This window comes from Affinirhizobium straminoryzae (assembly GCF_007004135.1).
Classification (GTDB): domain Bacteria; phylum Pseudomonadota; class Alphaproteobacteria; order Rhizobiales; family Rhizobiaceae; genus Neorhizobium; species Neorhizobium straminoryzae.
Genome location: NZ_VJMG01000035.1, coordinates 1 through 14,029 on the forward strand (window position 1 = coordinate 1; position 14,029 = coordinate 14,029).

The following is a 14,029-nucleotide window of genomic DNA, read 5'->3' on the forward strand; positions in this document are numbered from 1 at the left end:
AGGCGCAGATCCTCGATCTCCTGACGACGCTGCGTCGTGATACCGGCATGGCGCTTGTGCTGATCTCGCATGATCTCGGCGTCGTCGCGGAAACCTGCTCGCGCATTGCCGTGATGTATGCCGGACGTATCGTTGAAGAGGCGCCAAGCGGACAGCTCTTCGCCCATCCGAGCCATCCCTATACGCAGGGTCTTCTCGGCGCATTGCCGCCGCTCAGCGGCGCGCGGCACAGGCTGACCGCCATCCCCGGCAGCGTGCCGGAGGCGGCGCAGATGCCGAAGGGCTGCGCCTTTGCGCCGCGCTGCCATGCAGCAACCGCTCTCTGTGCAGAGGTTGATCCGGCAGCCCTGCCGCTGGCGGACGAGCACAGCGCCGCCTGCCTCCATGCGAAACCGTACCAAGCGACCGATATGCCGTGGCATCGGCTGGCGGATGCGTCGTTTCGCGAAAGGGCAATGCAATGAGTGTGGCACGAGCAGACCTCCTTCAGGCGCACGGTCTGACGCGCGGCTATATGATGCGGCGCGGCCTTCTGGGGCGCCCGAGCCTTGTCAGGGCCGTGGATGGTGTGTCGCTCACCGTCGCCCGCGGCGAAACGCTGGGACTGGTCGGCGAATCCGGCTGCGGAAAATCGACGACCGCCCGGCTGGTGCTCGGCATCGAACCGCCGGATACCGGCACCGTCACGTTCGACGGAGGCCCGATGCCGATGACTGGCACCACCGCCTGGGCCGCGTTGCGCCGTCGCATGCAGATGGTCTATCAGGATCCGCTTGCGGCCCTCGACCGGCGGCTTGCGATCGGCACGCAGATCGCCGAACCGCTGGACATTCACCGGATCGGCAATCCGGTCGAGCGCCGGGAGCGGGTTGCTGCCGTGATGGCCGAGGTCGGTCTGCAGCCGCACCATGCGGCGCGCCATCCGCAGTCTCTTTCCGGCGGCCAGCGCCAGCGCGCGGTGATTGCCCGGGCGCTCGTCACCAACCCGGATCTTCTCGTCTGCGACGAGCCGATCAGTGCGCTCGACGTGTCGATCCAGGCGCTGGTGCTGAACCTGCTGACCGACCTGCAGGAGCGGCTGCAGATGGGCATGCTGTTCGTCAGTCACGATCTGCGCGCCGTACGCCAGATCAGCCACCGGGTGGCCGTCATGTATCTCGGCCGGATCGTTGAGGAAGGCGAACCGGATGCGGTGCTGCACGAGCCCGCCCACCCCTATACACAGGCACTTGTCTCAGCCATTCCGCACCCCGGCAAGACCGCAACCCGCGTGATCCTGCAAGGCGATCCGCCCAACCCGGCCAATCGTCCGACGGGTTGCGCCTTCCATCCCCGCTGTCCGGTCGCGACCGCCACCTGCCGCACCGAAACGCCGGACCTGAAGCCGCGCGCCAGTGATGGCCGCCGCGTCGCCTGCCATGTGGCGCATGGGGAAGCGTCCTCTGCCCGCGCGCCCGCTTCGCTGGAGACCTGCTGAGATGCTGCATTACGTTCTTTCCCGGCTGCTGCGCGCGGCCGTCAGCATCGTGATGGTCGTCACCTTCGTCTTCGTCGTGCTGCGCATGTCCGGCGACCCGGCAACCGTGATCATGGGGGCGGACGCACCGCCGGAAGCCATCGACGCCTTCCGCAAGGCCTGGGGGCTCGATCAGCCGTTATGGATCCAGTATTTCGCCTTCTTCGAGGCCGTGTTCAGCGGTGAACTGGGACGCTCGATGCGCGACGGGCGCGACGTCGTCGCCGTGGTGCTGGAGCGGGTGCCCTCGACGCTGGCGCTGACCGTTCCGGCCTTTCTCATCAATATCGCGGTCGGTATTCCGGCCGGCGTCTATGCGGCGCTGCATCGCAATTCGCTGATTGACCGCTGTGTGATGGTGATGGCGGTGACGGGCTTTGCGGTGCCCTCCTTCATCCTCGCCATGCTGCTGGTCCTAATCTTTTCCGTCAATCTCGGCTGGCTGCCGTCTGCCGGTCAGGACAGCTGGCTGAATGCCATCCTGCCGATTGCCACCATGGGCTTTGGCGGCGCGGCACTTCTGGCCCGCTTTACCCGCAGCGCCATGCTCGAAGTTCTCGGCCAGTCCTATATCCGTACCGCAAGCGCCAAGGGGCTGCCCTGGTCGGCGGTGGTCTGGCGTCATGCGCTGCAGAATGCGGCGATCCCCACCATCACCATCATCGGCTTCATGCTGGGCGGCCTCGTGGCGGGTGCCGTCGTGGTGGAAAGCGTCTTCTCCTGGCCGGGTGTCGGGCGCCTGCTGGTGGTCTCCGTCGCCAACCGCGATCTCGCCGTGGTGCAGGCCATCGTGCTGATGATCGCCATCACCATGGTCGGCGCCAACATGATCGTGGACGTCCTCTACGGCCTGGTCGATCCGCGCATGCACGGCCAGGCAAGGCCCGCACGCCGCGGATGAAGCCCGCGGCCTGCCCAGAGCACGTCCGAGCCAGAAGTGCGTCAGCGGCTTTGCGTCCGGACTGCGTGAAAACAAAGAGATAGAGCATTTCAGGTGACCCGGTTTCCCCGGAAATGCTCTGGCAGCAGAAGTCTTGAAGGAGCCAGATCATGGTTGAGACCATCTCCTCCCCGCCCGTGGCAGGCACTTCGCTCATGGCGCGGAGCACGTCCCGTCTGGGAGCGCTGAACCGGATGCCGGTGCTGATCACCATTGCCATTCTCTGGCTGGTGCTGATGCTTGCGATTGCCGTGTCCGCCGACCTGATCTCGCCCTACCGCTTCACGCAGATGGATCTGCGCAACCGGCTGAGCCTGCCGGTCTTCATGGGGGGCAGCTGGGCTCATGTGCTGGGGACTGATGAACTTGGCCGCGATGTACTGTCGCGCCTCATCACCTCCATCCGCATGAGCCTGCTGATTGCCTTCGGCGCCACCATCATCGGCGCGGTGATCGGGGTGACGCTCGGCTTCGTTGCTGCGCATTTCCGCGGGCTCGTGGAACAGGCCGTTCTGGCGCTGGTGGATTTTTCCGCCGCCATTCCCTTCCTGGTGCTGGCGCTCGCCGTGCTCGCCTTCTTCGGCAATTCGCTGGTGCTGTTCGTCTGCCTGCTGGGCTTCCATGCCTGGGAACGCTATGCGCGCATCGCCCGCGGTCTTGCGATCAGCGGCAAGATGCATGGTTACGCGGCGGCCGTGCATCAGCTGGGGGCCTCGCCCTGGCGCCTCTATGGCCGCCATATCCTGCCCAATATCGCCTCCACCCTGATCGTGTCGATGACGCTCGCCTTCCCGGAAATCATCCTGCTGGAAAGCGGGCTCTCCTTCCTCGGGCTCGGCATCCAGCCGCCGGACACCTCGCTCGGCAACATGGTCGGCTTCGGCCGCGAATATCTCTCGTCGGCGCCGTGGATCATGCTTGCGCCGGCCTTCGTCATCACCGTCACGGCACTCTGCGTCTCCCTGCTCGGCGACTGGCTGCGCGACCGGCTGGACCCGACCCTTTCCTGATTTCCCTCCCCCCCGCAGCATCCTGCTCGACAACACAAGGACTGAACCATGTCTGAACTGCCCATCCTCGGCGCCGCCATGACGTTGAAGGACGTTGAACTGAACCGCGACTGGCTTCTGGAAAAGCCGCGCGATCTCGAACTGCAGGATTTCGTATCGGCCGAGGTTCTCTCCGGCGACTGGCAGCCGCTGGTGGACCGTGCGAAGCAGCTTCTCGACGGTCATCAGGGCCGGCTCGGCATGCATGGCCCCTTCATGGGCCTCAATGTCGCCTCCGCCGATCCGGACATCAGGGCCGTGGTGGCACGGCGCATGGAGCAGGCGCTCGACGTAGCCGCGGCGCTCGACATCACGCAGATCGTCATCCACAGCCCCTATTCGACCTGGATGCACAACAATCTCGACAACTGGCCGGATCAGCGCCAGCGCGTGTTCGAGGCAACGCACCAGACGCTCGATGCCGCCGTCAAGCGCGCCGAGGAGCAGGGCTGCGTCTTCGTGCTTGAGAATATCGAGGACAAGGACCCCGCCGATCGTCGCCGCCTCGTCGAAGACTTCAACTCGCCGGCCCTTGCGCTGTCGATCGATACCGGCCACGCGCATTACGCACATGGTTCCACCGGTGCGGCTCCGGTCGATTACTTCGCCCATGATGCCGGCAACCTGCTGCAGCATATTCACCTGCAGGATGCCGACGGCTATGCCGACCGTCACTGGCCGCTCGGCCATGGCAACATCAACTGGCGTGCCTTCTTTGCACGTCTGTCGGTCATCACATCCAACCCGCGCCTGATCATCGAGATCCGCGACAAGAGCCAGATCCAGGCCTCTGCCGCCCATCTCGCCGAACTGGGACTCGCCCAGTAAGTTCGAAGGATTGGCGCGGAGCCCGGCTTGATCTGCCGGGTCTTCGCGCCGTCCACACCGAATTGAGGCACAGGATTCGGTCGGGCGCATTCGGTCAGCGCAAGGACATACCCGGCACGGAACGCACAAGGACGATCGATATGGCGCATAAAATGGCGGTGACGGTGATCTGTGACGGGCATCGCCCGGACTTCGTCAGCGACGAAACGACCCCGGTCATGGCAGCGCTGGCGCGCGCCGGCACGTGGTTTGCCAGCCAGCGCGGCATCTTCCCCTCCGCCACGCGCGCCTCCTCCGCCTCGATCGCCACCGGCACGCATCCGCTGGCGCATGGCCTGCGCGGCAACAGCATGGGTCTGCCGATCAAGGGCGGCTTCGAATTTCACGATGCCGGCAAGCCGGAATTCTTTGAAACCTATCGCCGGCATTACGGCCGCATGCTGGCGCGCCCTGCCCTCTCCAAGCTGGTGGCCGGCCTGCACGGTTCGATCATCGCCAGCAACACATCGCCGGGCGCTGCCTTCTTTCATGACAGCGAAAGCCATGCGCACATGTATCACCGCGAACTCTGCTATGCGCCGGGCCGCATCCCGACTGGCGAGACGCTGAAGACGGCCGCGGGCCATGCGGGGGACGCCATCGTCACGCAGCGCTTCATCGAAGCCTTGAGGGAGCGCCGGCCATCCTCCGCGACGCTCTGGCTGTCGGAACCGGATACCTCGATGCATGCGGCCCCGCTCGGCAGCGACGTGCATCTTTCGGCCTTGGCCGGTGTAGACCAGCTCGTCGGACAGGTGGCCGAGGCCGTCGAGAGGCTGCGCGACGAGGGCCACGAGGTGCTGTTCCTGGTCGGCTCCGACCACGGGCATGAATCGGTGACCGAGGTGATCCCGGTCGAGCGCCGCCTGTTTGAAGCCGGTTTCAAGCCCGCGCTGGAAGGGCCGGAGATCATCGTCGCGCCCCAGGGCTGCGCGGCCTTCATCCATTTCGGGGGCACGTCTGCTGCGTGCCGACGGGAGGCTGCGGATTGGCTGCGGCAACAACCGTGGGTCGAAGAGGTCATTCTGGGCGAGGATCTCGCCGGCCTCGGGCAGATCCCCGGCGACGACCTGATTGCCATCGATATGGCGAAGAGCGCCGGCTCCAACCGTCTTGGCGTTCCCGGCCTGTCGGCAATGGCAGTGCGCTTCGATGAAACCCTGAGCGAGAGCCGGCGTGAGTGCGGCATGCATGGCGGCCGCGGTCGCTTCGAAACCAACCCGGTCCTGATGATCATAGGTGAGGGTTTTTCGGCGGGGCGGATCGTGACGGAGGACACCTCCATCACCGATATCGCCCCGACCATTCTGTCTCATCTCGGCCTGCCGCTGACTGACATGGATGGCAGGCCCCTGCAAGACCGATAGGCCGCGCGACAGAATGGCGGGCGGCAGACGACCGCCTGCCGCCTTGCCTGTCGCGCCGCTGTCCCGTCAGGCCGCGGTTGCTTCGGCGGTGTCTTCGCCCCGCGCCTTGCGACGCCGGGCGCGCCAGTCTCCCAGGAACAGCAGAATGGGCGCCGCGATGAACACCGACGACGATGCGGCGATGAAGATACCGAACACCATGGGCACTGCAAAACTCTCCACGGCGCTGCCGCCCCAGATCGCCATGGGCAGCATGGCGAGGAAGGCTGTCGCCGAGGTATAGAGACTGCGGGCCAGCGTTTCGTTGATCGACAGGTTGATCAGGTCGCGGAAACGCATCGACTTGTAGAGGCGCATGTTTTCACGCATGCGATCATACACGACGACCTTGTCGTTGACGGAATAGCCGACCAGCGTCAGCAGTGCGGCAATTGCCGTCAGGTTGAAGTCGAGACCCGTCAGCGCGAAGAAGCCGACGGTTTTCGTGACATCGAGCACCAGCGTGGCAATCGCGCCCACCGCAAAGGGCCAGTCGAAGCGTACCCAGATGTAAACCAGCATGGCAAGAGATGCGAGGATGACGGAGGTGATGCCGGCGGTGGCAAGCTCGCCGCTCACCTTCGGGCCAACCACTTCCGTGCGCTCGATCTTCGCCGTCTTGTCGATCTGGCCAACCGTCTCGCGCACCTTCGTTACGGCGTCCGTCTGTGCCTGTTCGCCGCCCGGCTGGCGTTCCAGCCGCACCATGACATGGTTGCTGTCGCCGAATTCCTGCAGCGCCACCTCGCCAAGTCCGAGAGCATCGAGGCCGGACCGGAACGCCGCCAGGTCTGCGGGTCCCTGCGTCGAGACTTCCAGCTGGATCCCGCCCTTGAAATCCACCCCGTAATTCAGGCCGGGGGTGATGAAGAGGACGACGGACGTGACGGAGAGCACCGCCGAGATGCCGATGCCGACCAGCCTTGCCCGCATGAAATCGATGGTCGTTCCGTCCTTGACGAGGCGGAATGGCAGGAGCGGCCTGATGGCGATGGTTTTCAGGCGGTAGCGGTTGGCAATGGCGACCATCGCGACACGCACCACCGAGACGGCGGTGAACATCGAGATTGCGATGCCGAGACCCATGGTCACGGCAAAGCCGCGCACAGGGCCCGAGCCGAACCAGAACAGCAGCACGGTTGCGATGAGCGCAGTCACATTGCTGTCGATGATCGTCGAATAGGCCTTGCTGAAACCGTGGTCTATGGCGGCGAAGGCGCTGCGGCCCTTGCTGACCTCTTCCCGGATACGTTCGTTGATCAGCACGTTGGCATCCACCGCAAGCCCGATGCCGAGCACAATACCGGCGATACCGGGCAGCGTCAGCGTGGCGCCGAGCAGGGTCAGACCCGCGAAGGTCAGGATGACGTTCAAGGTGAGCGCCAGAACGGCAAGCAGGCCCCAGGCGCCGTAGAGCACCAGGATGAAGGCCGCCACGAGACCGAAACCGGCAAGGCCGGACATGATACCCATTTCGATGGCATCGCCGCCGAGATCGGCGCCGACCGTCCGCTCCTCGATGACCGTCAGCTTGGCTGGCAGCGCACCGGCCCGCAACAGGGCGGCGAGCGTATTGGCCTGTTCGACGGAGAAGGCACCGGAGATCTGGCCGGAACCTCCAGTGATCGGCTCGCGGATGACCGGCGCGCTCAGCACCTTGTCGTCGAGCACGATGGCGAAGGGGCTGCCGACATTCTGCTGGGTGATCTGGGCAAAGCGCGCGGCACCCGCCTGATCGAAGCGGAAGGAGACGACCGGCTGGCTGGTCTGGGGATCGAAGGCGACCCGCGCATCCGTCAGGCGGTCGCCGGACAGAAGGATGCGGCTTTCCACCGGATAGCTTCGCCCTTCCTCGTCTTCCAGCATGCGCACACCCGGTTCACCCTGCTGACCGAGCAGATGAAAGCTCATCTTGGCGGTGGATCCCAGCAGCGCGCGCAGGTTGGAGGGATCCTGCTCGCCCGGCAACTGCACGAGCACGCGGTCGCTGCCGACGCGCTGGATGGTCGGTTCGGCGACGCCCACCTGGTCGACACGCTGGCGGATGACCTCCAGGCTTTGTTCGACGGCATGGCTCATGCGGTCGGAAAGCCCTGCCTCGCTCGGCGCAAGCACCAGCGTATCGGTGCCGCGGGTCGTAACGTCCAGTTCGGATCGTCCGGCATTGAGGCCTGTGGAGATCTGGCCGTTAAGCGGCGCCAGAGTTTGGCGGGCTTGCACCAGCATGGCGGGATCGGCAAGCGTGACGATCACGGACCGCCCTTCGCGGCGGATGACGCGCGTTTCGATGCGGGCATCCCGCAAGGCAGTGCGTGTCTCCTGGGTCAGGCTCTGCATCCATTCGTCCTGTAGCGAGGCCTGATCGACCTCCAGCACGAGATGGGAGCCGCCCCTGAGGTCGAGGCCGAGGGAGACGCGTTGCTGCGGCAGCCAGGAGGGCAGCTTCGAAAGGGTTGCGTCCGAGAGAATGTTCGGAAGAGCGGTCAGAAGACCGATGATGATGACGAGCAGGTAGCCCGCCACCTTCCAGCCTGCGTTTTTCATGGTGTTTCCAGCAGATGACAGCCCGGTATCGGGACCGGGTACAAGGTTGCCATGGCGCCGCTTTCGCGGTCGTAGCGATCGTCAGATGGGCTGGAACGGCGGCGCGCGCGGCTGGTAGCTGGCAACAAGGTTCACCGCGAAGCCGCGACGAATGTCTGCCAGCCTGAGGATGTCCTGTGCCTCAGGCAGTGAAATCGAGAAAACGGGAACGAGGCCCGCCTCCGGCGAGCCCGACGGGCGCGCCTTGTGGCGGCCGGAAAAGTCTGCGGAAAGAACGAGGCGCGGTTCGTGCGCGCCATCGGTAACGGATGACGTGCCATTCAGGCGTGCGGTTGCCGCTGCATTCGCGGCAAGCGGCTCCACCCGACGCTGGGCATTGGCCCCCGTCAGCCCAAGCAGCGCGAGGATCACAAGACCTGTCAGGACTGCAATGGGTGGCAGGGCACGCCAACGGCGCCAGCCAGAGCCGAACCGGGTTCGTTTCATGGTCATCCTTCCCAAGGATGTCCCCTCGCATGATTGGCGCGGCTTGCCAAGCATTGTCTGGCGTCCTGCAGCGGCTTGGCGCTCTTTCAGGCGATCACAATCCTGGAATCCTGGGGGCGCCGCCGGTCGCGGATCCGGGTCACACTTAACCACTGCCTCGCTGCCTGCTTGCAGACATCGTCAGGGCCTGCCGGGCAGAGTCCGGCAGCGCGGCTAGACACCCTCTGGCTGAACCAGACGCGGTGTCGAGGGAATCATGCGGCTCTGCATGAGTTCGCCATGTTGTTCGAGGATCGGATAGGCGGCAGCGGCAACCAGATGCGAGTTGATCTGCTTGAAGTCGCGCAGCAGATCGAGATGGATCGAACTGGTTTCGGCGGCGTTGAGATCGCCTTCGCGCATCCGGTTGAAATGCTGGTTCGTTCCGTCTCGCTCCGCCTTGCGGAACACGATCTTCTCGTCTGTCAGCATCCGGGCGACGCGTTCGTCCTGGCTCATGAAGAGGGCTGCCGCCGTGCGCAGATTGACCTGCAGGCGATCGAGAAGCGAGCCAAGCTCCTGTTCGCTTTCCCGCGAGAACTTGACGCCCCGCCGCAGCCGCTTTGCCAGGTGCGGCAGTACGTTCTGGTCCAGAACGTCGCCGGCATGTTCCAGCCCCGTCGAGAACAGGAGGATTTCGTCCATGCGTCGCCTGTCCGCAACGCTCAGCTCATCCGGTTCGATCGACGTCAGATACTGCTTCACGGCCAGATTGATCCTGTCGATGACGTTGTCCTTCTGCCGAAGCGCCGAGAGTGCGCGCCGATCGGTTGTCGAAAGCGCAGCCTTGGTGCCATCAAGCATTTCCCCCAGCGTATCGACCAGCCGCAAGACCTCGCGGGCCGCCCCCTGCAACGCAACGATCGGCGTCTCCTTGGCGGAGGGGTCTAGATAGCGCGGAGAACTCGGATCGCTGTCGTCCTGCCGCTCTGGCAGCAGCCGCACCAGCAGGTCGGCGACGCGGCTCAGGAAGGGCATGGCGGCCAGCGCCACGACGAGATTGAAGGCGGTGTGGAAGTTGGCGACCACGCGGGCCCCGTCGCCATCAAGAGAGGTCAGGAGATGAGTGATTTCCGGCAGGAGGGCAAAAGCCACGGCAACGCCGAGGATCCGCATCGCCAGATTGCCGATCGGCAGACGCCGGCTCGACAGATCATTGTCCGTATGTCCCTCGACCACAGGATTGATGGCCGTGCCGAGGTTGGCGCCGAGGGTCAGCGCGAAGGCCTGATAGGGATCGATCAGCCCCTTTGCGGAAAGCGCCATGACCAGCAGGACGACGGCCACGCTGGAATGCGCTGCCCAGGTGACAACGGCGGCAAGCAGCAGGCTGAGCAGCGGTGTGGCGGAAATGGCCGACAGCACCGCTTCGAATGCCGGCGATCCCGCATAATCCGCGAGCGCCTCCAGCAACTGGTGCAGCGCCAGCAGCATGAAGCCGAGGCCGATGAAGACGCGGCCGAGATCATGGATCTGCGGGTTTTTGGCCCGACGGAACAGGACGACGCCGATGAGGATCAGCGCGGGCGAGACGGCCGCGACGTTGAAGGACAGCACCTGCACGATCAGCGTGGTGCCGACACTCGCGCCGAGCACGACGGCCAGCGCCGGCACGAGTCCGACGAGGCCGCTTGCCGCCAGACCCGAGGTCATCAGGCTGGTCGCCGTGCTGCTCTGAAGGATCGCCGTGACCACCAGTCCGGCCATAAAAGACTTCGCCCGGTTGCTGAGGGCGTGGCCGAGAAACGAGCGCAGGCCGGGGCCGAAGGCGCGCTGAATGCCCGTCTGCACCATGTGCGTGCCCCAGAGAAGAAGCGCGATATGACCAGCGAGATTAACAAGGGCTTGGATGAACGGCATGGTGTTCGAAACGGCCTGCAGGGTGTGTGCGGTGAGTCAGAAGGCGTTAGCCAGCTAACAGGATGGCACCCGTTGAACGGCTTTGCAAGGCTGTGCAATGGTGATCTGCCAGAAAGTGTGGCCTGCGGTTGTGCGAGGCTTGCCCATTCGCAAACGGGTGCAACGGAAGGCGGACGACGCGCGGGCAGCATGTCGCCTCTCCGGTGGCAGGCCCAGCCTGACACCGGCGGGACCGGAAGCAAGGCTGAACCGGTCAAAGATCGATGGAAGCGGCGTCGAGGCACTGTGGCCCATGGCGGGCCGGATGCCTTTCAGCCCGGGGGCAGCACCTTGCCAATGATGCGCAGCAGATCGTCCGGTTGAACCGGCTTGGTCAGCCAGCCGGTGGCGCCAAGGCGCTTGGCTTCATCACGCTTGCTACCCTGTGTCTCGGTGGTCACGACGAGGATGGGCGTGAATTTCAGCACCTTGCGTACCCGTTCGATCAACTGCAGCCCGTTCATGTTGGGCATATTGAGATCGGTGATGATCAGATCCGGCTTGAGGCCGTTCTCGATCTTGCCGGCGGCCTCTTCGCCGTCGCCGGCCAGTTCCACCGAAAATGCCGCCTTCTGCAGTGCCGTCTGGAGAACCCACTGGATCAGCTGGGAATCATCGACCACGAGAATGGTTCGCATTGTATTACTCCCTGTTCTTCAGGCTTGCGATGGCCTCAGCCGAAAAGCGGTCGGCGGGCTCGCCCTTCATTCGAAAACCGCTGGCTGCAATCACCTGCAGCACGGCCGTGTGGAGATAGGTTGCTGCGGATATGTCCACCGCCTTCGCAGGATGCCCGGCCAGCCAGCCGAGAAGCGGTTCGGCATCCTCGATGGTCGCAGCACCCGACAAGACGCATCGGCCTCTCGTGATCTTCAGCGGCATCACACCATTCCCTTCAGGTTGAGGATCAGAAGCACGCCGCCATCGCCCATCAGCGCCGTACCGGACAGGAAGGAGAGGCTGGCGAGCGGCCCCTCGAGCGGTTTCATGATCACGTCGGTCGTCTGCAGGAAGCCATCGACCATCAGGCCGAAGGTTTCGCCGTTAACGCTGGCCACAAGCACCGCACATTCGTTCTCGGCATTGCGTGCCGGCTCGCCGGCGAGCTGAAGGCAGTCATAGGCGCTGTAGAGCGGAACGATCTTGCCCCGCATCAGCGCCACCAGGCGGTGCCCGACCGTATGTATGTCCGAGCCCCCCACCCGGCCCGTTTCCAGAACATGGTCCATGGGCACGCCATAGGTCTGACCGGCGATGGAAACCAGCATCATCTGCGAGACGCTGATCGAGAGCGGAAGGCTGAGGCGCACAAGCGCACCGCTCCCGGCGCGGCTCGACAGGCTGACTTCGCCACCGAGACGCTCGATGGCATGCTTGACGGCATCCATGCCGACGCCGCGGCCGGACAGGTTGGAAACCTTTTCGGCGGTGGAAAAGCCGGGCGCGAAAATCAGGAGGTTGATATCCTCATCGCTCATCTCGCCGGCCTGGGTTTCGCTGATCAACCCGCGTTCGAGTGCCTTGTGGCGGACGGCTGCGGAATTGATGCCGCGCCCGTCATCCTCGATCTCGATCACCACACGGTCGCCTTCGGGCCGCGCCCGCACGGTGAGGCTTCCCTGCTCCGGTTTGCCAGCCAGCCGGCGTGCTTCCGGCATTTCGAGGCCATGGTCCAGTGCATTGCGGACGAGATGGATCAATGGATCGCCGAGCGCCTCGATGATCGTCTTGTCGGCCTCGGTGTCCTCTCCCTCGATGACGAGGCGAACCTGCTTGCCAAGCTGGTTCGCCGTGTCACGCACCAGACGATGAAACCGCTGGAAGACGGAGCCGACAGGCATCATGCGCACCTGCATCACCCCGTGATGCAGTTCTTCCACGATGCGGTTGATCACCGTGTACTGGCTCTTGATCTCGCGGCTCAGTTCGCGGGCACCGTAAATCTGCTCGGCGCGTTCTGCGATATAGGGCAGTCCGTTCTTGGCCACGACCATTTCGCCGATCAGTTCCATCAGGCGGTCGATCCGGTCGGCGGGCACCTTCAAGACCGGAACGGTGGCCTCGCGCCCGGTCTTCTGGCCGTTGCCGGCGGGCGTGATGGTCGAATCCGGCGGCGGTTCGGTCTTGCCGGCATCCTCCGTGCCGGTGGCCGGCCCCGCGACAGGGACAGAAACGAACTGGCACTGGTCGGCGACATACTCGAAATGCTCCCGCAATGCCTCCTCGCCAGCGGTCGAGACCGCGTCGATCTGCAGATTGCACGTATAGGCATCCAGTCGCTCCAGCGGCGCCCATGCGTCCCGGCGACGTATCGAGAATGCGACAAGGCCGGGCGCGCTGCGCAGCATGGCGAGCGGGTCCTCGCCCTTGAAGAAGCAATCCTGATCCGGCAGGTAGCGCAGGGCAGTCAGCACCTGTCCCGGCGGCAGCGCCTGCAAGGTCGCGCGTTGCGTATCGTCCAGCGCATTCAGGATGGCGTCCGCGTCAAGTTCAGTCTCGCATGAGGCCGTTTCGACCGGGCCGGTGGGTTCGCTGCCCATCAGCGTCCGCAAGGCGGTGGCCAGTTCCGTGCTGCGATCGTCAAGCACGTCATCGATCGCGGAGGCGCGCTCCATGCGGTCGATCATTTCGGCTGTCACATCGGTGGTGGCCAGCAGGGTATCGGTCAGAGCCCGATCCATGGCCATCTCGGCATCGCGGACCCGGTCCAGCACATCTTCGGCCGCGTGCAGGAGCCGGGTCAGTTGCGGAACGTCGAACAGGCCGGAATTGCCCTTCAGAGTATGGACGAGCCGGAAGACTTCGTTGATGACCATCCGGTTGTCCGGGCTCTTCTCGAGTTCCAGCAAGGCTGCGCCGATCCGGTCGAGAAAGTCACGCGATTCCAGAACGAAGTGATCGAGAAGGGTCTTCATTGCGGGGCTCCCGTCAGGCGCGTGGCAATCCGCGTCAACCGCTCCGGATCGACGGGCTTGCGCAACACGCAGGCGGCGCCCGCTGCCAGGGCATCGCGCATCACGCTCCGGGAGACCTCGGTGGTCGCCACGACGGTCGGGATCTGTACGGTCTGCTGATGGTCGTGGAGCCGCCTGAGGAAGGTGATCCCGTCCATCCGCGGCATGTTGACATCGACAAGCAGCAGGTCGAAGCGGCCATTCAACGCTTTCTCCAGCGCTTCGACACCGTTTTCGGCCTCGTCGATCTCGAACCCGGCATGGTGCAGCACGGTTGAGAAATAATGGCGAATGGTCGCCGCATCATCCACGAGCAGTACGCGGGGCAT

13 protein-coding genes are annotated in these 14,029 nt (G+C 64.6%); 6 read left to right on the forward strand and 7 right to left on the reverse strand.

Features of this window, described 5'->3' with window-relative positions; genetic code table 11:
- The 6 genes from FNA46_RS13270 to FNA46_RS13295 form a co-directional block, all read left to right on the forward strand.
- Nucleotides 1–464, forward strand: a 464-nt coding sequence (locus tag FNA46_RS13270; protein ID WP_143125687.1) for an oligopeptide/dipeptide ABC transporter ATP-binding protein, incomplete at its 5' end; no start/stop codon positions are given.
- A complete protein-coding gene (locus FNA46_RS13275; RefSeq protein ID WP_143125688.1) occupies nt 461–1,477 on the forward strand; it encodes an ABC transporter ATP-binding protein in 1,017 nt (338 codons plus the stop codon). The genes FNA46_RS13270 and FNA46_RS13275, both read left to right, overlap by 4 nt.
- 1 nt (nt 1,478) lies before the next feature.
- Complete coding sequence (locus FNA46_RS13280) at nt 1,479–2,417, forward strand: ABC transporter permease (RefSeq protein WP_143125689.1); 939 nt, start codon at nt 1,479–1,481, stop codon at nt 2,415–2,417.
- A gap of 233 nt (nt 2,418–2,650) precedes the next feature.
- The gene (locus FNA46_RS13285; RefSeq protein ID WP_425468760.1) at nt 2,651–3,466 is read left to right on the forward strand and encodes an ABC transporter permease; all 816 of its coding nucleotides are present in this window, start codon (nt 2,651–2,653) and stop codon (nt 3,464–3,466) included.
- A gap of 48 nt (nt 3,467–3,514) precedes the next feature.
- The gene (locus FNA46_RS13290) at nt 3,515–4,333 is read left to right on the forward strand and encodes a sugar phosphate isomerase/epimerase family protein (protein ID WP_143125690.1); all 819 of its coding nucleotides are present in this window, start codon (nt 3,515–3,517) and stop codon (nt 4,331–4,333) included.
- Nucleotides 4,334–4,473: 140 nt separating this feature from the next.
- Complete coding sequence (locus FNA46_RS13295; protein ID WP_143125691.1) at nt 4,474–5,739, forward strand: alkaline phosphatase family protein; 1,266 nt, start codon at nt 4,474–4,476, stop codon at nt 5,737–5,739.
- A 66-nt stretch (nt 5,740–5,805) separates the two neighbouring features.
- Here the strand turns inward: FNA46_RS13295 and secD are convergent, their stop codons facing one another.
- The 7 genes from secD to FNA46_RS13330 form a co-directional block, all read right to left on the reverse strand.
- Nucleotides 5,806–8,322, reverse strand: coding sequence for a protein translocase subunit SecD (gene secD, locus FNA46_RS13300; protein WP_143125692.1), 2,517 nt, complete (start codon nt 8,320–8,322; stop codon nt 5,806–5,808).
- An 81-nt stretch (nt 8,323–8,403) separates the two neighbouring features.
- A complete protein-coding gene (locus FNA46_RS13305) occupies nt 8,404–8,808 on the reverse strand; it encodes a hypothetical protein (RefSeq protein ID WP_143125693.1) in 405 nt (134 codons plus the stop codon).
- 213 nt (nt 8,809–9,021) lie between these two features.
- Nucleotides 9,022–10,707, reverse strand: coding sequence for a Na/Pi cotransporter family protein (locus tag FNA46_RS13310; RefSeq protein ID WP_143125694.1), 1,686 nt, complete (start codon nt 10,705–10,707; stop codon nt 9,022–9,024).
- Between the two features lie 311 nt (nt 10,708–11,018).
- Nucleotides 11,019–11,384, reverse strand: a complete 366-nt coding sequence (locus FNA46_RS13315; protein WP_143125695.1) for a response regulator — start codon at nt 11,382–11,384, stop codon at nt 11,019–11,021.
- Between the two features lie 4 nt (nt 11,385–11,388).
- Nucleotides 11,389–11,628 (reverse strand): hypothetical protein, encoded by a 240-nt coding sequence (locus FNA46_RS13320; RefSeq protein ID WP_143125696.1) that lies wholly within the window; start codon nt 11,626–11,628, stop codon nt 11,389–11,391.
- Nucleotides 11,628–13,661 carry a chemotaxis protein CheA gene (locus FNA46_RS13325; RefSeq protein WP_143125697.1) on the reverse strand — a complete coding sequence of 678 codons (2,034 nt, stop codon included), beginning with the start codon at nt 13,659–13,661 and terminating at the stop codon, nt 11,628–11,630. The genes FNA46_RS13320 and FNA46_RS13325 overlap by 1 nt, the downstream gene beginning before the upstream one ends.
- On the reverse strand, nt 13,658–14,029 hold the full coding sequence (locus FNA46_RS13330; RefSeq protein WP_143125698.1) for a response regulator: 372 nt from the start codon (nt 14,027–14,029) through the stop codon (nt 13,658–13,660). The genes FNA46_RS13325 and FNA46_RS13330 overlap by 4 nt, the downstream gene beginning before the upstream one ends.